The sequence below is a fragment of the Bradyrhizobium sp. genome, assembly GCF_030646015.1.
Classification (GTDB): Bacteria; Pseudomonadota; Alphaproteobacteria; order Rhizobiales; family Xanthobacteraceae; genus Bradyrhizobium.
Genome location: NZ_JAUSLT010000174.1, coordinates 26,930 through 48,464, shown reverse-complemented (window position 1 = coordinate 48,464; position 21,535 = coordinate 26,930). Strand labels below are relative to the sequence as shown.

The window sequence follows — 21,535 nt, the reverse complement described above, 5'->3', positions numbered from 1 at the left end:
ACCATGTCACCCGCAAAAAACGTCCTCTGGATCATGTGCGACCAGCTTCGCTATGATTATCTGGGTTGCACCGGACACCCGACGCTGAAGACGCCGAATATCGACGCCATGGCCAGTCGCGGCGTGCGGTTCTCCAACGCCTATGTGCAGTCGCCGATCTGCGGCCCCTCGCGGATGTCGTTCTATACCGGCCGCTACATGCGCTCGCATGGCTCGCACTGGAACGGCTGGCCGCTGCGCGTCGGCGAGCCGACGCTTGGCGATCACCTCAAGAAAATCGGGGTGCGCAACGTGCTGGTCGGCAAGACCCACATGACGCCCGATCTCGAAGGCCTGAAGATGCTCGGGATCGCGCCTGACTCCATCATCGGCGTTCACGTGGCCGAATGCGGCTTCGAGCCCTATGAGCGCGACGACGGCCTGCACCCGACCGGCCGGCCCCGCCCGAAATACGACGCCTACCTGCGGGAGCGCGGCTATGAGGCGACCAATCCCTGGGAGCATTGGGCCAATTCAGGCGCCGACGAAGACGGCAGCCTGCAGAATGGCTGGCTGCTGGTGCATGCCGACAAGGCCGCCCGCGTCGCGGAAGAGGATTCCGAGACGCCCTACATGACCCGGCGCGCGATGGATTTCATCACCGAGGCCGAAGCCGACGGCCGGCCCTGGTGCATGCATCTGTCCTATATCAAGCCGCACTGGCCCTACATCGCACCGGAGCCCTACGCCAGCATGTATGGCCCCGGCGACGTGCTGCCGGCGGTTCGCTCCGAGCAGGAGAAGCAATCGGCGCATCCGGTATTCGCCGCCTACATGGACATGCGCTACTCCCGCAACATGTCGCGCGACGAGGCGCGGGAGAAAGTCATTCCGACCTATATGGGGCTGATCAAGCAGATCGACGACCAGATGGGCGTGCTGATGGGCTTTCTCGAGGCACGCGGCCTGCTCGAGTCCACCATGATCGTGTTCACCTCCGACCACGGCGATTATCTCGGCGATCACTGGATGGGCGAGAAGGACCTGTTCCATGATGCCTCCGCGAAAATCCCGCTGATCGTCATCGATCCGTCTGCGACCGCCGACGCCACGCGAGGCACGGTCTGCGACGCACTGGTGGAGGCGATCGATCTGGCGCCGACCTTCATCGAGTACTTTGGCGGCAAGCCGCCGGATCACATTCTGGAAGGCCGTTCGCTGATGCCGTGGCTGCGCGGCGAGCGTCCCACGAATTGGCGCAAGGTCGTATTCTCCGAATACGATTACTGCATGCAGGACGTCCGGCTGAAGCTCAACCAGCCGATCGAGCAGTGCCGGCTATTCATGGTGTATGACGGCCGCTGGAAATACATCCACGCCTCCGGCTTCCGGCCGATGCTCTATGACCTGCTTGAGGACCCGCAGGAATTGACCGACCGCGGCGAAGACTCCTCCTGCGCCGATGTCATGGCTCGGCTGCAGTCGGCCCTGTTCGACTGGGCGCTGCACCCCAAGGGGCACATCACCACCAGCACGGAGAAGATCGCCTCCTATGCGGAGAAGCAGCTCCAGGTCCGGAACGGCGTCCTGATCGGGATCTGGGACGAGGCCGAGCTGTCCGCGATCCGGAAGAAGATCGGCATCCCGCCGGCCTGAAGCCGCTTAATTGGTGATCTTGTAGCCCGAGGCCTGGACGATCGGTTGCCAGAACGCGGTGTTGGCGGCGAGCTCCTGGGTAAGACCTTCAGGCGTGCTCCCGACCGGGATCAGGCCGATCGCCAGCAGCTTCTCGCGCACCTCCGGCTGGGCCAGCGCCTTTGCCACCGCCTCACTCAGTTGCCTGGCAAAAGCGGGCGGACTGCCGGCCGGCAGCCACATCCCGTACCAGGCATCGGCCACCAGTTCGACACCATTCTCCTTCAGGGTCGGCACGTCAGGCAGGAATGGCGAGCGCGCCGCGCTGCTCACGGTGAGAATCCTGACGCCGCCCGCGCGATGCTGCGGGATCGCGTCCGCAATGGTGGTAACGCCGAACGGCAGATGGCCGCCGATCAGGTCGTTGATGATCGGCGCGCTGCCGCGATAGGGCACCCTGGTCATTTTCATGCCGAGCGCTTCTTCCAGCTTCAGTCCCGTGAAATGCGGGATGGTGCCGTTGCTCGGCACGCCATAAGTCGCCTTGTCCGGATTGGCCTTGAGCCAGGCCACCAGCTGCTTGAAATCCTTCGCCCCGATCGTCGGGCTTGCGACCAGGCCGAATTCGAAGCGTGCGAGCTGCGACACCGGCATGAAATCCTTCGCGGCGCTGAAGCTCGGCACCGTCTCCACCATCGGCAACAGATACATGGTCGGACCGGTGGTAATCAGAATGGTAGTGCCGTCGGGGTTGGCGCCCCTGACCGCCTTGATCCCGATCAGCCCGTCGCCGCCGGTGCGGTTCTCGATAATGATTGTGCGATCGAGCAGCGGGCCGAGTTGCTGCCCGAGGATCCGGCACAGCGCGTCGCCGCCGCCGCCGGCCGCGAAGGGAAAGACGATCTTGGTCAGCGGCCCGGACTGGGCGAACGCGGCGCCCGCCTTGGCTGACAGCGCCAGCCCGGCGCATCCCGCCATGAAATTTCGGCGATCCATATTTCCCCCTCCAGCAGATGATTTTGGCTACTACACCAGACTGGCCCGGCAATTGGAAGGCTGTCCCGGGTACTTCCAGGCCCTCCCCGTAAACGGCATTGGCCCGACGGTTCACTTCCCGGCACGAGAGAACCGACATCGGTCGGTGCCGCGAAATTAATTTCCGATTTTCAGAAATTTTATTTGACGGCGAGGTAGAAACAGCATTATTGATTGGCCATCCCGTCCCATTCAGAGGGGCGTTGCGCAACGTCACCAGCGCGGGGCGGGGATGCGATGGACGCGGAAGGCGCTCCTGACGAGGGTGCCTGAAACGGATGGCGAAGTCGTGTTGTCCTGACACCTCGGTGCTGGTGTCAAGCCTGCGGTCAGTCCCGCAGGCGACGGTGGCAAGAAAGCCGATCGCCGGGGAGATCACGTATAAGCCGTAAACCATTGCGCGGGGAGTGCCGGGTGATTCCGGTGTGACCTGACTAACGCGTGTGCGCTTCTACCCAATAACATTGCACACGCGGCTATCGGGCGCATCGGGCGCCCGGCCTCCCCGCGCCCTCTGATTGGAGGGCAAGGAGATTACTGGCAAACCTCGGGTGTATCCAACCGCGAGATCGCGAAGTTGTGTTTGCTGCTTGGACCTAAAGCCGTAGCCCGGATGGAGCCCAACGTGCCGGCGCACAGCGCCGCACGATGGCGCAATCCGGGGCCGGCCTCACCTTCGTTCCCGGATTGCGCTGTCGGCCCGCGCCTTCGCGCGATCCGTTGGCTCCATCCGGGCTACGGAAGTACCAACACGAAACATCGATCACTTCCCCGGCCAGGACGGCTTGCGCTTCTCGCCAAAAGCCTTGAGACCTTCCTTGGCGTCCTCGGTCATCGCCAGCAAGGCGATCTGGCTTTCGGTGTAGGCGATGCTTTCGTCGAACGACATCGAGGCGATCGCGCGCATGGCGTACTTGCCGCGCCGGATCGCGGTCGGCGACTTGTCGGCGATGCGGCCGATCAGCCAGTCGACCTTGGCGTCGAGTTCGGTTGCAGGCACCACGTAGTTCAGCAGCCCGGCGGCCTGCGCCGTGCGGGCGTCGAAGGGTTCGCCGGTCAGCGCCCACTCGTTGATCAGGCGCCGCGGTGCGATCGACTGCAACAGCGCCATCACCTGCATCGGGAACACGCCGACCTTCACCTCGGGCAATCCGAAAATCACGTGGTCGGCCGCCACCGCCATGTCGGTCATGCACAACAGTCCCATGCCGCCGGCCATGCAGACGCCGCCGACCCGCGCGATCGCCGGCTTGGTGGCGTTCTGCGACAACCGCAGGAGATCCGCGTAATCGACGTTGGGCCTGGCGAAATCCATCGCGAAGGCGGCGCCCGAGTTCTGCAGGTCGGCGCCGGCGCAGAACGCCTTGTCGCCCGCCCCGGTCAGCACGATGACTCGCACGTCCTTGTCGTCATGCGCGTCGCGATAGCCCCTGGCGATACCGGCGATCACCTCGCCGTTGAGGGCGTTGCGCTTGTCCGGCCGATTGATGGTGATCCAGAACGCAGCCCCGCGCTTTTCACGTATCACGCTATTGTCGGTCATTGTCCCACCCGCCTGTTTCGATCATGAGCTCGCAACATTTGCCTTGGGATAACGGTGGACTGCAAGCCGGATCAGTTCTTGCGCGCAGTGGCTGGCGCCGCTTTCTTTACCCACACCTTGTTGTCGTGAAACGCTGCGCCGCCGATCGGGGCGACGACCTCCGCGCCGGTCAGGGTGTTGATGCCCCGGCCGCCGATATGGGCCTTGTTCGGCTGGATCGATTCCGCGATCAGCACGCCGCGGCGCAGGCCGTCGAACAGCTTCGCGGTCAGCGTCGTCTCGCCCCTGACATTGCCGAGCGTGACGGCGTCACCGTCGGCGATCCCGAGCGAAGCCGCATCCAAGGGATGGATCATCACAGAGGGCGCGCCCTCGCGCGCGATCGACGACGGCGTTTCATTGAAGCTGGTGTTGAGAAAGCTGCGCGACGGACTGGTGGCGAGCCGGAACGGATGCGCCTCGTCCGCCTCTTCGATGATGGTCCAGTGATCCGGCAGCGCCGGCATCTGCTGCCAGGGGCCCATGCCGGCGGCACCGAACGGAGGATTGGCCCAATCCGCCTTGAAGTGGAACTTGTTGTCCGCGTGAGCAAAACCGTCGAGGTAATGCGAGGTGCGGAAATCCGGCTGGATATCGCGCCACAGATCGGCCTCCAGGGTCTCGATATCGCCATGGCCGCTCTTCTTCAGCGTGGCGTCGATCAGTTCGCGCGGCGTCATCTCGAAAGCGGGATGCACGGCGTTGAGCCGGCGGCCGAGGCCCTGCAGCACCTCATGGTTGGAGCGGCATTCGCCGGGCGGCTCGATCAGCTTGGCGCCGACCGAGATATGCTGGTGGCCGCCGCCGTAATAGAGGTCGTCGTGCTCCATGAACATCGTCGCCGGCAGCACGATATCGGCCATGACAGCGGTTTCGGTCATGAACTGCTCATGCACCGCTACGAACAGGTCCTCGCGCGCAAAGCCCTGCCGTACCAACGTCTGCTCCGGCGCCACGGTCACAGGGTTGGTGTTCTGGATCAGCATCGCCTTGACCGGCGGCCCGTTGTGCAGGGCCTCGGCATCGCCGGTCAGGATGCGCCCGATCCTCGACTGGTCCAGCGCCCGCGTGGTCGGATCGATGGCGTCGTGGCCCTCGATGATTGATTCATCGAACTTCCAGATCGCGTAATTGTTGAAGAACGCGCCCCCGCCCTCGTGCTGCCAGGCGCCGGTCACGGCCGGGATGCACAGCGCCGCATGCATCTGCGCAGCCCCGTTGCGGCTGCGGGTAAAACCATAGCCGAGGCGGAAGAACGATCGCTGGGTCTGGCCGACAAGACGCGCGAACGCCTCGATCTCCGCTACCGGGACGCCGCAGATCGAAGAAGCCCACTCCGGCGTGCGCGTGGCAAGATGCGCCTCGAGTTCACCGGGGCAATCGGTGTAGCGCTCCATATAGGCGCGATCCGCATAACCCTCGCGGAACAGCACATGCATGACACCGCAGGCAAAGGCGCCGTCGGTGCCGGGCCGCAGGATGATCTTGATATCAGCCTGCTTCATGGTGTCGTTGTTGTAGATGTCGATCGCCGCGATCCTGGCGCCGCGCTCCTTGCGGGCGCGCATCGCATGCGTCATCACATTGACCTGGGTATTCACCGGGTTGGTGCCCCAGATCACGACGAGGTCGGAGACGCCCATCTCGCGCGGATCGACGCCGGCGATCTTGCCGGTGCCGATGGCGAATCCGATCCGCGCGACATTGGCGCAGATCGTCTGGTAGAAGCGGGAATATTTCTTTACATGCGCGAGGCGGTTGATGCCGTCGCGCATCACGAGGCCCATGGTGCCGGCGTAGTAATACGGCCAGACCGATTGGGCCCCGAACTCGCGCTCGGCCGCGTCGAACCGCGCCGCGATCTCGTCCAGCGCGTCGTCCCACGAAATCCGCGCGAACTGCCCGGACCCCTTCGGGCCGGTCCGGCGCATCGGATGGAGCAGCCGGTCGGGATGATGAATACGCTCGGCGTAGCGCGCGACCTTGGCGCAGACGACGCCGGCGGTATAGGTCTGCAGCTTGGAGCCGCGCACCCGGCCGATCGAGGCGCCATCGATCACCTCGACATCGAGCGCGCAGGCCGACGGGCAATCGTGCGGACAGGTGGAATGCCGGATGTCGATTCTTGGCTGCTGGTTCATGCCCCGATTGCTAGCATCAAAAGGCGGGGCCGCCGAGCGCATTTATCCGCCACGCGACGTCAAAAATGCGCGCGCAGCCTCTTCTCCCCTCCCCCCGCGAGCGAAGCGAGTGGTGGGGTGGGGGCGGGGGTGGGGGGTGCGTCGGCGCATGCCGTTGCTCGCGAATTTGCTGAGACGCCCCCCACCCCCGACCCCTCCCCGCCACGCGCAAGAGCGCGTGGGAGGAGGGGAGAAGAATCGCAACGCGGGCTATGCATTAAGCGCCGAGATAAGCCCCGCCATTGGCGTGGATGGCCTGCCCGTTGATATAGCGCGCACCGGGACCGCAGAGAAATCGTACGGTCGCGGCGACGTCTTCCGGCCGGCCGCGTTCACCACTGATGGTCTGGTGGATCAGGTGATGCGCCGGCTCCGGCTTGTCTTTCGGCCGCGGCGTGCCGATCAGGCCGGGAACCACGCAATTCACGGTGATGCCGTCGGAAGCGAGATCGTGCGCCAGCGCACGGGTGAAGCCGATCAGTCCCGCCTTCGCCGTCACCACATGCGCACGATTTTTCGCGCCGGTATGCGCGCTGAGGCCTCCGATGTTGACGATGGTCCCCGCTCCACTCTGGCGCAGGCCCGGAAGGCAGGCCTTGGCGCAATGAAACGCGCCATCAAGGGTGACATCGAGGATTTCGCGCCACTCGGCGTAGTTCATCTCGGCGAAAGGTTTTTCCCGGCGAAGGGCCGCATTGTTGACGAGGATGTCGAGACGCCCGAATTGTCTTGTTGCCGTATCCGCCATCCCCTGCACGTCGGCTGCGTCGGCCACGTCGCCAATGTGGACCAGCGCCCTGCCGCCAGCCGCTTCGATCTCGCGCGCGACCGATTCCGCCTCGGCGCGGTTGCTACGCGCATTGACCACGACGGAGGCTCCGCCATCCGCCAGCGCCAGCGCAATCGCGCGGCCGATATTGCGCCCCGCCCCGGTGACGATGGCGACCTTGCCGCTGAGTTCGTTGCTGCCAGCCATGATTTCCTAACCGCGTAACGACGAAAGGTCGATGCGCCCGTTGTAGAGCGTCGCCAACAGTTCCAGCGTCGCATCGCTCTGATCGGCGGTCCAGCCGCCATGCCGGGCATTGAGGGAAAATTTGTCCGTTACGTCCTGCCGGGTCAGCGGCTCCTGGGCGCCGCCGCGCAAGTGGGGTTGGCGTTCCTCGACCACGCTGCCGTCCGTCAGGGTCGCCCGGACGTGGCCGGTATAGTTGCTCGGGTAGGGATTTTGCGGGTCGACCACGAATTTCACCTTTGCCGCCAGCGCGAGCACCTTGGCGTCGCGGATCGCGGTTTCCGTGAAGGCCCCAAGCCCGACGCCACCATGAACAAAGCCGGCCGCCAGCAGATACGGCACCGCAAACTTGGCGGCATAGCCGTTGCGCGGCCGTTGCTTGTCGGCGAGCGGCTCCCACAGCCGGTGCACCGTCCCTTCCGCGACCTCGCAGACGATCTCACCGATGTCTTCAGCCTTGATGCCGCGCGCGGCCAGCCGCCGCGCGCAATCGATATAGGGCTGCGCCATCGTCCCGCAGGGATAGGGCTTGAATGCCAGCGTGTCGGTCACCCAGCGCGTGCCGAAATCACCCGTCAGGGCGTCGTAGTCGCCCTTGGTGGTATGCGCAAAGCCATGAAACAGCCCATGGACACCCTCAAACACCGTGCGCGGACCGAAAAAGCCATGTCGCGCCAACAGCGCCGCCCGGATGCCCGATTGGGCCGCCCAGCCCGCATGCAACCGCTTGGTCCAGGCGCCCTCGGCCAGATATTCGATGATGCCGCCTGCCATACTGCCGGCGATTCCGAGCGCGTCCACAATTTGCTTCGCATTGAGGCCGAGCGCGGCACCAACACCGGCCGCCGCCCCCATCGCGCCAAAGACCGCGGTCGGGTGAAAACCGGCCTTGTGCACGGCCTTCGGCACCACGAGGCTCAGCCGGCACAGCACTTCGGTGCCGACGGCAATCCCTGTCAGCGCCATGCGCCCGTCGGGATTGTGCCGCTCGCAGGCCGCCAGAACCGCCGGCACGATCACCGCGCCGGCATGCACCGGACCGCCCTCGAACGTGTCGTCGAAATCCTCGCCATGCGCCGCGGTGCCGTTGACGAAGGCGGCACCGGAGGCCGTCAGCGTGCGCTTATGACCGATGACCGTGCACGGCCCGTCGTCATCGCAGCTCCCAAGCGCGCTTGCGATATAGTCCTCGTTGCGCGCGGTGACGCAGAGGCCGACCACGTCGATCAGCAAGTCCTCGCATTTGCGCGTGGTCGCGGCGGGAAGCCCGCCTTCCTGCAATGCGACGATCTTCCCGGCCAGAGTTTCGGCGACGGAAATCTTTGGCAAGCCGGATGTCATCGCGGATCAGACGCGGAAAATCTTGGTGTAGCGCGCCTTGATGGCGTCACTCTCTTTCTCCACCGCGGCTGCGTCATCCTTCATGGTCTTGATATCCTTGAACGGCTTCCGTCCCGGTTTTTCCACCGCCTGCGGATGCACCGAACGCAGGCCGCCGACATCGACGATAAGCTGCTGGGCCTCACGGCTGAAGCAGAACGACTGAAACAGTTTTGCCGCATTCGGATGCGGCGAGGTCTTGAACACACCGTTCGGGCCGATGATCAACGGCGATCCTTCGCTGGCATAGACCGGCTCGACCGGACGTCCGGCCTCTTTCATCTGGAAAACATTGTATTCGTTGCCATCGGCCATCACGGCGCGTTCGCCGAGGTCGAGTTTTTTCGGCGGGTCGGCCGACGACTGCACCTGCATGATGTTCTGTCTGGCGAGCTGCTCGAAATAGCTCCAGCCGAGATCGCGCTGCATCTGGTAGGTCGCGGTCATGATGGTGCCGCTGTAGCCGGGATGCGCCTTGACGATCTTGCCCTTCCATTTGGGGTCGAGCAGATCGGCAAAACTCTTCGGCGCTTCCTCCGCCTTCACCAGATTGCTGTTGTAGGCGATGATGCTGAGCCAGATGCGCCAACTCGCGAACTGGCCGTCGACATCCCGGTGCTCGGCCGGATATGTCGCGACATCCTCGGGCAGGTAAGGCAGGAGGACGCCGTCGCGTTTCCAGACGATGAAATGCGCGGCGTCCGACGAGTTCACCACATCGACTGCGCGGATGTTGCTGGCATATTCCTGGCCGATGCGCTGAAACACCCGCTCCGCACCGGTGCGCTCGACACGAACCGCAATGCCCGGATATTTCGTCTCGAAAGCCCTGGCCAGCTTCTCCGCGACCGGCAGATCGGTCGAGGTGTAGTAGTTGACCTGGCCTTCCTTCTTCGCCGCCTCGATTAGCGCGGGCATGACCGGCTCCGGCGGCGGCGCCGCTGCCATCACGCGGGTCGAAAATGCTGCGCCTGCGAGAACAGCGCCAGTGCCCTTGAGTACGTTGCGGCGCGACCATCCCGGATGTTTCATGGATTTGTTCTATCCGCAGGTTTCGGGTTGAAGCCGGTACACCGGACGCATTGTATTATTCCCCTGAGGCGTCGCGAGTCCATCGTCGACAGCTCACTCCCATTGCCGCTAGAGTTGGCTAACATTGAAGAAAGATCAAAAGCCGGGAGGTTGAAATGACGGGCTCAAGGTTTGCGCTGGCACTTGCGACGACGCTACTTGCGACTTCGGGTCTTGTTGCGAGGCAATGTGCTGCGCAGGATTATCCGGCCCGGTCGGTCAAGATCATCGTTCCGTTCGGCCCCGGCGGCCCGGCCGATGTCACGGCGCGCCAGATCGGCAGCATCCTGCAGGAGACTTTTGGACAACCCTTCGTGGTCGAGAACCGGACCGGCGCCGGCGGGGTGATCGGCACGGTCGAAGTCGTCAAGTCGCCGCCGGACGGCTACACGCTGCTGATGATGTCGAATACCCAGACGGCGAATGAATCGCTGGTGCCGACCCGCAACTATGAATTGATGCGCGATCTGGCGCCGATCGCGCCGGTCAATTATTCGGACCTCGTGATGGTGGTGCATCCGTCGGTTCAGACCAAGACCCTCGCCGAATTCATCGCGCTCGCCAAGTCGCAACCGGGGAAACTGAACTACGCTTCGTCCGGCCAGGGTACGCCGTACCACATGGCCGGTGAGCTGTTCAAATCCATGGCCGGCATCGAGGTCGTGCATGTCCCCTATCGCAACAGCGGCGAGGCACGCACGGGCGTCATCGGTGGACAGGTGCAGATGATGATCGACGCGGTTCCGGCGATGACGCCGAACGTCGCCGGCAATCAGGTGCGCGCGCTCGCCACCACGGGCAAATCGCGATCGAGCGTGCTGCCGAACGTGCCGACGGCCTCCGAGGCGGGCGTCGCCGGCTACGAGGCGACGATCTGGCTCGGATTGATGGCGCCGGCGGGAACACCGAAGCCCGTTATCGACAAGCTCAACGCCGCCGTGAACGCGGCGGTCAAACGGCCGGATATCGTCAAGCTCTGGACCGGACAGGGCACGGTCGCGATGTCGATGACTCCGGAGGAGTTCGACAAGTATCTGCGCGGCGATATCGTGAAATGGGGCGAAGTCGTCAAGAAATTCGCCGACAAGCCGAAGTAAGGTTCGCTTCGATGTCGAGCGTTCGGTTTCGCCTCAATGGCGTCGAGACGGAGGTCGGCGCTGATCCCGACCGATCGCTGCTCGATGTCCTGCGTGGAACGCTTGGAATGACCGGGCCGCATTTCGGCTGCGGCGCTAATGAATGCGGCGCCTGCAATGTCCTGGTCGGCGATCATGCGGTGGCCGCCTGCGACACGCCGCTGTGGTCGGTCGCGGACAAGGACGTTACTACGCCAGAGGGGCTGGGAAATGCGCAAGCGCCGCACCCGCTGCAGCGTGCGTTTATCGCCGAGCAGGCGCTGCAGTGCGGCTACTGCGTTTCCGGCATCCTGATCAGCGCCGCCGCACTGCTGAAGCGGAACCCGACACCGACCAGCGATGACGTGAAGGCTGCGCTTGATCGCAACCTTTGCCGCTGCGGGTCGCATAACCGCATGGTGCGGGCGGTGCTGCGCGCAGCGGCCGAAATGGCCGCCCGATGACCGAGCGCGCACCCTCCCCCGCGCCGAAACTGCCCGTCAGCCTGGCGGCCAACCCCGTTCTGTCGTCATGGGTCCAATTCTCGCGGGATGGCCAGGTGACGGTTTCGCCGGGAAAGGTTGAAATCGGGCAAGGCATCGTCACCGCGCTGGCCCAGATTGCCGCCGACGAACTCGATGTCGATATCGGCCGCGTGCAGATGGTGCGCGCCTCGACGTCGGCCAGTCCCAACGAGGGCGTCACCTCGGGCAGTCTTTCCGTGCAGCAGTCCGGCCGCGCGATACGGCAGGCCTGCGCTGAAGTGCGGCAAATCTTCCTGCACGCTGCATCGGATCGTCTGGGCGTCGGCATCGACGCGCTCGCGGTCGAAGATGGCACTATCTCCGGTCCCGGCAATGTCAGGACCAGCTACTGGGAGCTCGCGGAGCAGGTTTCGCTGGATCGTGACGCGACGCTCGGAGCCGTGCCCAAGGCGTCAACCCGGCGCATACTGGCCGGAAATTCAGTTCAGCGGCTCGACATTCCCGACAAGGTTTTCGCGCAGCCCCGCTTCATTCACGATACCCCTCTCCCCGGGATGCTGCATGGCCGGGTGCTGCGATCGGAGCTGTCGGCGGCGAAACTCACCGCCCTAAGTGAGGATGGCGCGCGCGCCGTTGCCGGCCTTGTCGCCATCGTGCGCGACGGTAACTTTGTGGGCGTCATCAGCGAAACCGAGAATGGCGCGCTGGACGCCTTGAAGGCCTTGCGCAAGGGTGCGACCTGGTCATCGGACGCAAGGCTGCCGGATGAAGACCAACTGGCTGCGTTCCTGAAAGCCCAGCCATCTGAGCCGACGGTGATCGATACCAGAACGGCGTCGACGACCCGCGCAGCCGTGCGGACGATCCGACGACAATACACCCGCCCCTATATCGCGCATGCCTCGATCGCGCCGTCCTGCGCCATAGCGCAGTGGACCGCGGAGGATCGCGTCCATGTCTGGACCCACAGCCAGGGGGTCTATCTTCTCCGCGCCGATCTCGCGCTGGTCCTGAAATTGCCGGTCGAGAACATCACGGTCGAGCACATGGAAGGCGCCGGCTGCTACGGGCACAATGCCGCCGACGACGTCGCGCTCGACGCGGTGCTGCTGGCGAAAGCGGCCCAACGCCGGCCGGTGCGGGTACAATGGTCGCGCGAAGACGAGATGTCGCACGCGCCATTCGGCGCGGCGATGGCGATCGAGATCGAGGCCGATCTCGATGCGCAGAACGAGATCGTCAATTGGCGTCACTCGATCTGGAGCAACGGTCACGCCGCACGGCCGGGACGCGCAGCCTCGCCGGCGCTGCTGGCCGGAACCGAGCTGGCAAATCCGTTTCCGCGCACCATCTCCACCAATCCGCCGCAAGCCAATGGCGGCGGCGCCGATCGCAATTCGATCCCGCTCTATGATTTTCCATCCTGGCGGATCGAAAGTCATCGCCTTCTGACCATGCCCATCCGGACCTCCGCGCTGCGGACGTTGGGAGCCCAAGGAAACGTGTTCGCGATCGAATGTTTTCTCGACGAGCTCGCCGCCGAGCGCGGCGAGGATCCGGTCGATTTCCGGCTACGTCATTTGTCGGACGAGCGGGCCAAGGACGTGATCCGCGTCGCCGCGAAACGCGCGAAGTGGAAACCGGACAAGCAGGCCGGCAAGGGCTACGGCCTCGGCTTCGCGCGCTACAAGAACGCCGGCGCCTATTGTGCGGTCATTGCCGAGGTCGAGGGGGCCGAGGACATCAGCGTCAGGCGGCTGACCATCGCGGTCGATGTCGGCGAAGCCATCAATCCCGATGGGGTGATCAATCAGATCGAAGGCGGCGCGATCCAGGCCACCAGCTGGGTCTTGAAAGAGCGCGTCCGCTTCGACCGGCAGCGCATCACCAGCACCACCTGGGGAGCGTATCCGATCCTTCGCTTCAGCGAGGTGCCCGACGTGCAGGTCGAGCTGATCCAGCGGCCCGATAGTGACCCCCTCGGTGCCGGTGAAGCGGCACACGGCCCGGTCACCGCGGCGATCGCCAACGCCGTGTTCGATGCGCTTGGCGTGCGCGTCCGCAACCTGCCGATCACACGCGACAGCCTGATCGCCGCAATGGAATCGACCTCATGACTGCGTTGAACATCCTGAGCGGCGGCGCGGCGCAGGGTCTGGTCGCCAGTCTTGCGCCACAATTCAAGGCGCAGACCGGCCTCGACATCGCGGGTGAGTTCGGCGCGGTCGGAGCCATGGCCGACAAATTGCGCGCCGGCACCAAGGCCGACATCATCATCCTGACGGCAGCGATTATCGCCAGGCTAGCGGAAGAGAACTGGGTGGCCCCCGCCTCCATCACCGACATCGGCCTGGTCGAAACTGCAGTCGCCATCCGGGCCGGTGATTCCATGGTCAAGGTCAATGATGCGGCGGCACTGCGTGACGCGTTGCTCGCGGCGGACGCGATCTTCGTTCCAGATACAAAGGCGTCCACCGCCGGGATCCACGTGGCAAAGGTACTGGAGCAACTCGGCATCACCGGCGAGGTGGCGGCGCGGCTCCGAATTTTTCCGAACGGTGCGACCGCGATGCGCCAACTGGCTGAAACCGACGCCATCAGGCCGATCGGCTGCACGCAATCGACAGAGATTATCAGCACCAATGGTGTGATCCTGTCGGGCTCACTGCCCCGGGGCTGCGACCTCTCGACCATGTATACGGCAGCGGTGGCCACTCGGGCCGCTCATGCGCCGCAGGCGCAGGGCCTGATCGACCTGTTGATCGGCGCCGGTCAACGCGAGGTGCGAACACGCGCCGGCTTCATTGACGCCCGGCCGTAGCGTCGCGCAGACGGTGTTCAATGGCCGCTCGACCGCCATTTCAACAACCGCTTTTCTACCACAGACATCGCGAGCGCGGTCAGATAGCCGATGACGCCGAGCAGGATGACGCCGGCAAACAGGTCCGCCGAACGGAACGCCCGGGCCGACAGCAGCACCCAGTGTCCGAGGCCGTCGAGGCCGGCGAGAATTTCGCAGACGACGGACAGGATCAGCGCCACGGTCACGCTCAATCGCATGCCCGCCAGGATGTCGGGACTTGCCGACGGCAACGCGATCTTGAAAATGATCGCCAGTCGCGACATGTGCAGCGACCGCGCCACCTCGTAAAGCCGCGGCTCGACGGCCGCGAAGCCATGAATGGTTGCCAACAGCATCGGCCAGATCGCGCCGAACGCGATCACGAACAGGGCCATGCTCTGGGTCAAGCCGAACATCGCAATCGCGACCGGAATGACGGCCGATACCGGCAGCGGTCTCAGGAATTCCAGCGATGGCGCAACATAGCTGCGCATCGTGCGTGACGAACCGATCATCGCGCCAAGCGCGATGCCGGCGATCGACGCGACGAACCAGCCATAGGCCATGTGCTCCAGAGTTCCCAGGAGCTTGTCCAGCAGATCGCCGCTGGCAAATCCCCTTACCAGCGATGCCCAGGCGCGATCCGGTCCGGGCAGGAACACTGGCGATACCAGCCGCTGATCGGCAATCAGCTGCCACAACCCGACAAACCCGGCGGCGACCGCGAAGCTGGCGGCGCGCCAGTACAGCACGGCGCGGTTCATGCCGAATCTCCAACCAAAGCCGCGCGCCCGAACAAATGACGTTGCGCGACCATGAGGCCGGTGTTCAAGAGGTAGCCGATCAGGCCGATCCAGAACAAATAGGCCAGCATCAGGTCTGGCCGCAGCGCCTGCTGCGCCGTCATGATCGCGGCCCCCAGCCCGATCGGATTGATCGCGATCTCGACCGTGACGGCGACGATCAGCGCTATGCCGGCAGCTAGGCGGAACGCCAGAAAAATCCGCGGCAGCGCCGCCGGAATGATGATCTTGCGAACCCGGTCCGCCGGAGATAGCCGCAACGCGCGCGATACCTCCATCAAGCGCGGCTCAATTCCGCCGACGGCCGCGCGAGTGAGGATCAGGATCGGCCAGACGCATGCGAATGCGACGATCGTGATCTCCATGCGATAGCCGAAACCCAGCGCGATCAGCGCGATCGGCAACAGCGCGATGGACGGAATGGGGCGGATCGCCTCGATGGTGACTTCCATCAGCCGGTCGAAGATGTGAAAAATTCCAAGCGCGATGCCGAGGGCAAGGCCGACGACGCCTCCGATCGAGAGCCCGGCGAACGCCGAGATCAGCGTATCCCGTGTCGCGGTCAACATGGAGCCGTCCTGGAATGCCTCGACAAGTGCCGCGGCAATGGCACTCGGCGGCGCGAGCGAGTCGCTTTGCAGATGAACCACGCGTGCCCAGATCTCGAATATGGCCAGGATCGCGATCGGAAGCACAAGCGCCTTGATGCGCTCCGGGATCATGCTTCCGACGCCTTGATGAAATCGAACAGTTCGCGGCGCAGCCGCAGGAATTCAGGGTTTTCGCGCGTCGTCAGCTGGTCGCGCGGCCGCGGCAGGTCAATCTTGAGTTCGATGCCGATGCGGCCGGGATGCGGCAACAGGCCGATGACACGGTCGCCCAGATAGATCGCCTCTTCCAGATCGTGGGTGACGAACACGACCGTCGCATCGCTGGCGCGCACCAGCGACAGGACTTCGTCCTGCAACCCCTGACGCGTCATCGCATCGAGCGCGCCGAACGGCTCGTCCATCAACAGTGCTTTGGGCTCCTGCGCGAGACAGCGCGCGATCTGCAGGCGCTGCTGCATGCCGCCGGACATCTCCGCCGGATATTTTCCGGCGTGGTTGGGCAATCCGACCTTTTTCAGCAATTCGTCGATGCGGGCGGCGCGCTGCGAGGCCGCCATGCCAGATGCCTCCAGCGCCAGCGACACGTTGCCGAACGCGGTTCGCCATGGCAGCAGCGCCTTGCCGTAGTCCTGAAAGACGATGGCAATATCGCGCCGCGGCGCCAGCATCGGCTTGCCGTCGAAGGCCACGGTACCGCTGGTCGGCTGATACAATCCGGCCGCAAGCCGCAGCGCGGTAGTCTTGCCACAGCCCGACGCGCCGATGATGCAGAGGAACTCGCCCGGCTTCACGTCAAGGCTGATATTTTCCAGAATTGCCTTGCCGCCGAGATTGAGCGTGACGCCGGAAAATGCGATCTGCGCCCTCCCGGCGCCAGGGCCGTTCGCCCTTTGGTTTACCGCAGCAATCATGTTCACGATCTAGCCCCCTTTGGCCGGCGGATAGACGTAATTGAGCGTCGAAGCCAAATGGGACCTGAGCATGCTTTGTGCGCCATCGACATCGCGCGCAAGCACCCGATCCGCAAGATTCTGGTGTGCCGCGACAAAATCCTCGCCGCTACCCAGGCCGCGCATCATGACACGGCGATACCGGTAGGCCTGATCATAGAGATCCGAATGGGCCGTCAGCAGCCGTCTGGATCCGCAAGCCCTCAGCAGCGCGGTGTGAAATCCCTTGTGCAAGGCGTCGAACTCCGGCGCACCCTCGCGAAACTTGTTGCCGGTTCGCTGAATGTGGCGGCGCATTTGATGCAGCGCGCTGACGATTCCCGCTTCCCAGGCGTCGTCGCCGTGCGCCATCGCAAGCCGCAGCGCCTCGATCTCGACCACCGTGCGCATCTGCGTAATGTCTTTCAGATCCTCGCGGCTGACATCGGCCACCCGGAAACCGCGCTGGCCAATTCCGACGATCAGTCCCCTGGAAATGAGCCGGGACAGGCCCTCGCGCAGTGGCGTGGCGCCGATGTCGTAGCGCTGGACCAGATCGACGATTCCAAGGCGCGCGCCAGGCGCGAGATCGCCGGCAATGATGTCGCGTTCCACCAGGCTGGCCGCGCGCTCGCTCAAGGTGTCCGAACCCGACACCTCCCCTGAGCCGCTTTGCACCGCTGATGCCATGTTCCGTTCTATTTCAGGATCAGCTTGTTGAGGTCGAGCTTGCTCTGCAACATTTTCTGCGACGCCATGATGTCGATCCACCACGCCAGCTGCTCTGCTTTGAGAATCGGTTCCGACCGGTTCGGCGGCGTGGCCCTGACCAATTCGATTGGCTGCTTGGTGAATTTTTGAATCGAGGCGGAGGCTTTTTCCCGGTCGTTGTTGACGATGGGGGCTGCTTCGGCAATCGCCGCGCGGAATTTCTTGATGGTGTCGGGATTCTTCTCCGCCCATTCGCGGGAGGCGGCATAGAAAATGATCGGTTCGGTCCGCGCGAGTTCGACGGCGTAGCGGGCGCCGACCGACCCCAGCCCGGCATTGGTCATCCGGGTCACGAACGGCTCTGCCGTCAGGACGGCATCGACACTGCCCGACTTCACGATATCCATCATGGTCGGGAACGTCACCTCGACAAAATTGACCTTCTTGGGATCGACGCCCTTCTCGACCAGCCATTTCACGAACAGGACATGCAGGAACGCGCCGAGCCCCGGTGCGCCGACCTTCTTGCCGATGAAATCCTTTGGCTCGTTGATGACGATACCATTGCGAACGAACGCGCTGACATTGCCGTTCGTGATTGGGCTCATCACGCTCGCACCCGCAAGCGCTACCAGGTCGAGGCCGCCATCGGCTGCCTGCAGGAACACGGTAGAGGTCGGCCCGCCGATGTGGATCGAGTTGGAGAGGATCGCTGCCGGAATGTTCGAATTGATGCCAATCAACACCATTTCGGCATCGAGGCCATGCTTCCTGAAGATGCCTTCGTCGATCGCGACCATGGCGGAAGCGCAGTCGGAAGTCGCGGTGCAACCGATCTGGATTTTGGTCTGTGCTTGAGCAGGACCGGCGGCCAGAAGCGCCGCAAAACTCACTGCCGCCAGAAATCTGGTCATGGATCGCCTCCCGATTGCGATATTTTCCATCGCCTCTTGTTTATCGATATTTTTAATGATCATATATTTTACGAAACCACAAGAGGAGACAGCGGTGAAACTTGCGACATTTCGATCCGGCGGCCGGGAAAAGATTGGTCTGGTCCACCGCGATGACTCGCGGCTGTTCGACCTGGCGGCGGCTGCGGACCGGGAGGGCAAATCCAATCCGGCCTTCGCGTCGATGCTGTCGCTGATCGATGCTGGCTCCCCGGCTCTGGACCAGGCCCGGACGTTGTTCGACAAGAGCGGCAAGGATGAAAGCTTGTCCGAAGATGTCGCCGCTGCCGAGATCCTGGCGCCGATCCCCGAGCCGCGGCAAATGCGCGACGGCATGTCGTTTCCGCTGCACATCCTGCAGGCTCCGCGCGGCCAGCTCAAGCTTGCGGCGCGCGCCAAGAACGACATGGCGGAGCTGGCGCGGATCGACGCCGAACCGCTGGGCGAATTGCCCGAGGTCTACCGCAAGCAGCCGATCTACTACATCACCAACCGCTTCAGCGTGCGCGGCACCAACACGACGGTGAAGTGGCCGCGCTACAGCAAGGTGATGGATTACGAACTCGAGTTCGGCATTGTTACCAAGAACAAGGGCGCCAATATCCCGGCCTCGAAGGCCGCGGACCACATCTTCGGCTACACCATCTTCAACGATTTCTCGGCGCGGGATGCCCAGCGCATCGAGATGGAAGGACGGCTCGGCCCGGCCAAGGGCAAGAGCTTCGACGGCGGCAACGTGATGGGACCGTGGATCGTCACGCCGGACGAGATCGGAGATCCCTACAAGCTCAGGATGGAAGCCCGCGTCAACGGCAAGATGCGCTCGCAGGGCGTTACCGAAGGAATGCTGTTTTCGTTCGAGGAGATCATTGCCCACGTCACCAGGGATGAAACCCTGATGCCCGGCGAATTCATCGGATCAGGCACCGTCGGCAACGGCTGCGGGCTTGAACTCGGCTGGTATCTCGAACACGGCGACAGCATCGAACTCGAGGTCGAAAAGATCGGAATCCTGAAAAACAAGGTCGAGCGGCAGGACGCCTGAAGCCTGAACCATCGATAAAAACAGCACTCGAGGAAGCGCAAAATGGCCAGACGACTGATCGACATTTCCGTACCGCTGCAGAACGACGTGCCGGCGGATCCGCCGGGCGGACATCCCACCATCCAGTACATCGATCACCAGCAGGGCCTGCCGCGCATGCTGCAGTTCTTCGACGGGTTGAAGGCCGAGGATCTGCCGGACGGTCAAGGCTGGGCGGTCGAGCAGGTCCAGCTCTCCACTCACAACGGCACCCATCTCGATGCGCCCTGGCACTTTCACCCCACCATGAACCGCGGCGAGCGCTCGTGGACCATCGACGAAGTGCCGCTGGAATGGTGCCTGCAACCCGGCGTGAAACTGGATTTCCGCCATTTGCCGGACGGCTACGTCGCAACGGCAAAAGATGTCGAAAACGAGCTGAAGCGCATCGGCCACACACTCTCGCCGCTGGAAATCGTCGTGGTCAACACCAGCGCCGGAATCAAATACGGCCGACAGGATTATGTCACGTCAGGTTGCGGCATGGGTTATGAGGCGACGATGTATCTGCTCGAGCGCGGCGTGCGGCTGACCGGCATCGACGGCTGGAGCTGGGATGCGCCGTTCGTCTATACCGCGAAGAAATACGCGGAGACCAGGGACGCCAGCCTGATCTGGGAAGGCCACAAGGCCGGGCGACACATCGGTTACTGCCATATCGAAAAGCTGCACAACCTCGAGCAATTGCCGTCGACCGGATTCACCGTGTCGTGTTTTCCGGTCAAGATCGAACGCGCCTCGGCGGGCTGGACCCGGGCGGTCGCCATCATCGAGGGATGATCTGCAGCAGGTCGCCAACGGTGAGCCGCGGCAAGGTCGCAGGGCATTGCCGCGCTCGATGGGGCGGATTCGCCACCATCGCAACGGCGCCAGCTAATCGCCGTTGTCGCCTGATCCCGCTTCGGCCAGCACCTGCAGCGGTTCGGCGCTCAGCACGACGATGGCCCCATGTTCGAGGCGCACCCATTTCCGATCGGCCCAGACCCGCAACTGCTTGTTGATGCTTTCCCGGGTCATGCCGACCATTTCGCTGATTTCCTGCTGGGTCACGGCGATGGTCCGGCCGCCGGGTGCGAGCTTGTGTTTTTCGGTCAGGCGAAGGAGCGCGCTGGCCAGCCGGCCCGGCAGGTTTTGCAGGATGATCTGCTCGACCTGTTCGCTGGTCCGGCGCAGGCGCGTGCATAACAGCTCGATGAACTTCATCGCCAGCGCCGGCTGGCTCTTCAGGAACGGAATGAATTCGCGGCGGTCAATGATGAAAAGCTCGCAACTGGTATTCGCCGTGGCGTCGGCCGACCTGACCTGCCCATCGAGCACCGTCATTTCCCCGAAAATCTCGCCGGCGCCGATCAAATTCAGAATCGCGTTACGGCCGTCGACGGAGGAGGTGCTGATCTTGACGGTACCGCTGATCACCGCAAACATGCTGGTGCCGGGATCGCCCTTGGAAAAGATCGTGGCGCCCCGCTTTAGCGTCGAGTGTTTGGCATAACGACAGAGTTGGTCGAAAGCCTCGGGTTCAAGATCGCAGAAAATCGGATGCTTGCGGAGCACCGATAATTTGCTGCTCGGAATACCGTGAGCTTCACCCGTCTTGTCCTGAGGCACGCCGGTCACGACCATCTGATACTTTGCCCATCAACGGCGGGTCGTGCTGAATGCAAGGCTAGACGAGAGCAATAATCCGCCGCGCCGTATTTTATACTCCGGCGGCCAGCGCACGGCAAGAAAGGCCCCGATTATACCGAGACCTTTCAAACGTCTGCTCGCCAAGGATGCGATAATTAAGCGAACAATTTTAAATAGGAACGAGGACAGGATGCGGGGTGCCGGGAGGATCCGGCCTCCGGCCAGTCAATCAGTCTTGGGTCGCCCTGCGCTGGGAACCACACTGCTGCCGGATTGGAGTCCAAAAAAGAGAAATATGGCCGAGCACCAACGCTGCAGAAATCCGAGCCCAGCGAGGGAGATCTCTTCAACCCGCCTACGACTCCGAGCAAATCGAGAAAGCACCCGCTGAGGTAAGTTGGGCATTTGACACTTGGTTTGCAGTGCGGCACGATCAAATCAAGAGTTGGCTTGACTCGTGCTGCACCGACCGATTGTCGAGCCTCTTGGCGGATCG

Annotated in this window: 19 protein-coding genes; 7 read left to right on the top strand and 12 right to left on the bottom strand. The window is 63.5% G+C overall.

Going from position 1 to position 21,535, the window contains the following annotated elements; all coding sequences use genetic code 11:
- Nucleotides 1–3: 3 nt before the first annotated feature.
- Entirely contained in the window at nucleotides 4–1,635 is a 1,632-nt protein-coding gene (locus tag Q7T45_RS25600) for an alkaline phosphatase family protein (protein WP_304874650.1), read from the top strand.
- A 6-nt stretch (nucleotides 1,636–1,641) separates the two neighbouring features.
- On the opposite strand, the gene Q7T45_RS25595 is transcribed toward Q7T45_RS25600, so the two are convergent.
- The 6 genes from Q7T45_RS25595 to Q7T45_RS25570 all read right to left on the bottom strand — a co-directional run bounded on the left by Q7T45_RS25595 (nucleotide 1,642) and on the right by Q7T45_RS25570 (nucleotide 9,838).
- Nucleotides 1,642–2,610, bottom strand: a complete 969-nt coding sequence (locus tag Q7T45_RS25595; protein ID WP_304874649.1) for a Bug family tripartite tricarboxylate transporter substrate binding protein — start codon at nucleotides 2,608–2,610, stop codon at nucleotides 1,642–1,644.
- An 802-nt stretch (nucleotides 2,611–3,412) separates the two neighbouring features.
- On the bottom strand, nucleotides 3,413–4,192 hold the full coding sequence (locus Q7T45_RS25590; RefSeq protein ID WP_304874648.1) for an enoyl-CoA hydratase/isomerase family protein: 780 nt from the start codon (nucleotides 4,190–4,192) through the stop codon (nucleotides 3,413–3,415).
- A gap of 71 nt (nucleotides 4,193–4,263) precedes the next feature.
- Nucleotides 4,264–6,372, bottom strand: a complete 2,109-nt coding sequence (locus tag Q7T45_RS25585; protein ID WP_304874647.1) for a molybdopterin oxidoreductase family protein — start codon at nucleotides 6,370–6,372, stop codon at nucleotides 4,264–4,266.
- A gap of 256 nt (nucleotides 6,373–6,628) precedes the next feature.
- On the bottom strand, nucleotides 6,629–7,387 hold the full coding sequence (locus Q7T45_RS25580; RefSeq protein ID WP_304874646.1) for a 3-oxoacyl-ACP reductase family protein: 759 nt from the start codon (nucleotides 7,385–7,387) through the stop codon (nucleotides 6,629–6,631).
- Between the two features lie 6 nt (nucleotides 7,388–7,393).
- Nucleotides 7,394–8,755: an MmgE/PrpD family protein gene (locus Q7T45_RS25575; RefSeq protein WP_304874645.1), complete on the bottom strand. Its 1,362-nt coding sequence runs from the start codon at nucleotides 8,753–8,755 to the stop codon at nucleotides 7,394–7,396.
- Nucleotides 8,756–8,773: 18 nt separating this feature from the next.
- A complete protein-coding gene (locus Q7T45_RS25570) occupies nucleotides 8,774–9,838 on the bottom strand; it encodes an ABC transporter substrate-binding protein (protein WP_304874644.1) in 1,065 nt (354 codons plus the stop codon).
- A 155-nt stretch (nucleotides 9,839–9,993) separates the two neighbouring features.
- Between Q7T45_RS25570 and Q7T45_RS25565 the strand changes: the two genes are divergently transcribed.
- Genes Q7T45_RS25565 through Q7T45_RS25550 form a run of 4 tightly spaced genes read left to right on the top strand, consistent with a single transcriptional unit; the run spans nucleotide 9,994 to nucleotide 14,298 of the window.
- The gene (locus Q7T45_RS25565) at nucleotides 9,994–10,974 is read left to right on the top strand and encodes a tripartite tricarboxylate transporter substrate binding protein (protein WP_304874642.1); all 981 of its coding nucleotides are present in this window, start codon (nucleotides 9,994–9,996) and stop codon (nucleotides 10,972–10,974) included.
- An 11-nt stretch (nucleotides 10,975–10,985) separates the two neighbouring features.
- Nucleotides 10,986–11,456 (top strand): (2Fe-2S)-binding protein, encoded by a 471-nt coding sequence (locus Q7T45_RS25560; RefSeq protein ID WP_304874640.1) that lies wholly within the window; start codon nucleotides 10,986–10,988, stop codon nucleotides 11,454–11,456.
- Complete coding sequence (locus Q7T45_RS25555) at nucleotides 11,453–13,594, top strand: molybdopterin cofactor-binding domain-containing protein (RefSeq protein WP_304874638.1); 2,142 nt, start codon at nucleotides 11,453–11,455, stop codon at nucleotides 13,592–13,594. The genes Q7T45_RS25560 and Q7T45_RS25555 overlap by 4 nt, the downstream gene beginning before the upstream one ends.
- Entirely contained in the window at nucleotides 13,591–14,298 is a 708-nt protein-coding gene (locus Q7T45_RS25550) for a substrate-binding domain-containing protein (RefSeq protein WP_304874636.1), read from the top strand. Before Q7T45_RS25555 ends, Q7T45_RS25550 begins: the two co-directional genes overlap by 4 nt.
- A 17-nt stretch (nucleotides 14,299–14,315) precedes the next feature.
- Here the strand turns inward: Q7T45_RS25550 and Q7T45_RS25545 are convergent, their stop codons facing one another.
- The 5 genes from Q7T45_RS25545 to Q7T45_RS25525 are packed head-to-tail and all read right to left on the bottom strand — an operon-like array spanning nucleotide 14,316 to nucleotide 18,287.
- Nucleotides 14,316–15,083: an ABC transporter permease gene (locus tag Q7T45_RS25545; protein WP_304874635.1), complete on the bottom strand. Its 768-nt coding sequence runs from the start codon at nucleotides 15,081–15,083 to the stop codon at nucleotides 14,316–14,318.
- Nucleotides 15,080–15,844, bottom strand: a complete 765-nt coding sequence (locus tag Q7T45_RS25540; protein WP_304874634.1) for an ABC transporter permease — start codon at nucleotides 15,842–15,844, stop codon at nucleotides 15,080–15,082. The genes Q7T45_RS25545 and Q7T45_RS25540 overlap by 4 nt, the downstream gene beginning before the upstream one ends.
- Nucleotides 15,841–16,644 (bottom strand): ABC transporter ATP-binding protein, encoded by an 804-nt coding sequence (locus tag Q7T45_RS25535; RefSeq protein ID WP_304874632.1) that lies wholly within the window; start codon nucleotides 16,642–16,644, stop codon nucleotides 15,841–15,843. The genes Q7T45_RS25540 and Q7T45_RS25535 overlap by 4 nt, the downstream gene beginning before the upstream one ends.
- 9 nt (nucleotides 16,645–16,653) lie before the next feature.
- Nucleotides 16,654–17,352, bottom strand: coding sequence for a GntR family transcriptional regulator (locus tag Q7T45_RS25530; protein WP_304874710.1), 699 nt, complete (start codon nucleotides 17,350–17,352; stop codon nucleotides 16,654–16,656).
- 8 nt (nucleotides 17,353–17,360) lie between these two features.
- A complete protein-coding gene (locus tag Q7T45_RS25525) occupies nucleotides 17,361–18,287 on the bottom strand; it encodes an ABC transporter substrate-binding protein (protein ID WP_304874631.1) in 927 nt (308 codons plus the stop codon).
- A 94-nt stretch (nucleotides 18,288–18,381) separates the two neighbouring features.
- Between Q7T45_RS25525 and Q7T45_RS25520 the strand changes: the two genes are divergently transcribed.
- Together Q7T45_RS25520 and Q7T45_RS25515 are read left to right on the top strand one after the other, a co-directional pair.
- On the top strand, nucleotides 18,382–19,371 hold the full coding sequence (locus tag Q7T45_RS25520; RefSeq protein WP_304874630.1) for a fumarylacetoacetate hydrolase family protein: 990 nt from the start codon (nucleotides 18,382–18,384) through the stop codon (nucleotides 19,369–19,371).
- 42 nt (nucleotides 19,372–19,413) lie between these two features.
- Nucleotides 19,414–20,190 carry a cyclase family protein gene (locus Q7T45_RS25515; protein WP_304874628.1) on the top strand — a complete coding sequence of 259 codons (777 nt, stop codon included), beginning with the start codon at nucleotides 19,414–19,416 and terminating at the stop codon, nucleotides 20,188–20,190.
- Nucleotides 20,191–20,283: 93 nt separating this feature from the next.
- Here the strand turns inward: Q7T45_RS25515 and Q7T45_RS25510 are convergent, their stop codons facing one another.
- On the bottom strand, nucleotides 20,284–21,018 hold the full coding sequence (locus Q7T45_RS25510) for a Crp/Fnr family transcriptional regulator (RefSeq protein ID WP_304874709.1): 735 nt from the start codon (nucleotides 21,016–21,018) through the stop codon (nucleotides 20,284–20,286).
- Nucleotides 21,019–21,535: the final 517 nt, after the last annotated feature.

Bases quoted from the DNA above. Each gene is read 5' to 3' on its own strand.
- Q7T45_RS25600 (WP_304874650.1), top strand. From the start codon at position 4: ATGTCACCCGCAAAAAACGTCCTCTGGATCATGTGCGACCAGCTTCGC.
- Q7T45_RS25595 (WP_304874649.1), bottom strand. From the start codon at position 2,610: ATGGATCGCCGAAATTTCATGGCGGGATGCGCCGGGCTGGCGCTGTCA.
- Q7T45_RS25590 (WP_304874648.1), bottom strand. From the start codon at position 4,192: ATGACCGACAATAGCGTGATACGTGAAAAGCGCGGGGCTGCGTTCTGG.
- Q7T45_RS25585 (WP_304874647.1), bottom strand. From the start codon at position 6,372: ATGAACCAGCAGCCAAGAATCGACATCCGGCATTCCACCTGTCCGCAC.
- Q7T45_RS25580 (WP_304874646.1), bottom strand. From the start codon at position 7,387: ATGGCTGGCAGCAACGAACTCAGCGGCAAGGTCGCCATCGTCACCGGG.
- Q7T45_RS25570 (WP_304874644.1), bottom strand. From the start codon at position 9,838: ATGAAACATCCGGGATGGTCGCGCCGCAACGTACTCAAGGGCACTGGC.
- Q7T45_RS25565 (WP_304874642.1), top strand. From the start codon at position 9,994: ATGACGGGCTCAAGGTTTGCGCTGGCACTTGCGACGACGCTACTTGCG.
- Q7T45_RS25560 (WP_304874640.1), top strand. From the start codon at position 10,986: ATGTCGAGCGTTCGGTTTCGCCTCAATGGCGTCGAGACGGAGGTCGGC.
- Q7T45_RS25555 (WP_304874638.1), top strand. From the start codon at position 11,453: ATGACCGAGCGCGCACCCTCCCCCGCGCCGAAACTGCCCGTCAGCCTG.
- Q7T45_RS25550 (WP_304874636.1), top strand. From the start codon at position 13,591: ATGACTGCGTTGAACATCCTGAGCGGCGGCGCGGCGCAGGGTCTGGTC.
- Q7T45_RS25545 (WP_304874635.1), bottom strand. From the start codon at position 15,083: ATGAACCGCGCCGTGCTGTACTGGCGCGCCGCCAGCTTCGCGGTCGCC.
- Q7T45_RS25540 (WP_304874634.1), bottom strand. From the start codon at position 15,844: ATGATCCCGGAGCGCATCAAGGCGCTTGTGCTTCCGATCGCGATCCTG.
- Q7T45_RS25535 (WP_304874632.1), bottom strand. From the start codon at position 16,644: ATGATTGCTGCGGTAAACCAAAGGGCGAACGGCCCTGGCGCCGGGAGG.
- Q7T45_RS25530 (WP_304874710.1), bottom strand. From the start codon at position 17,352: ATGGCATCAGCGGTGCAAAGCGGCTCAGGGGAGGTGTCGGGTTCGGAC.
- Q7T45_RS25525 (WP_304874631.1), bottom strand. From the start codon at position 18,287: ATGACCAGATTTCTGGCGGCAGTGAGTTTTGCGGCGCTTCTGGCCGCC.
- Q7T45_RS25515 (WP_304874628.1), top strand. From the start codon at position 19,414: ATGGCCAGACGACTGATCGACATTTCCGTACCGCTGCAGAACGACGTG.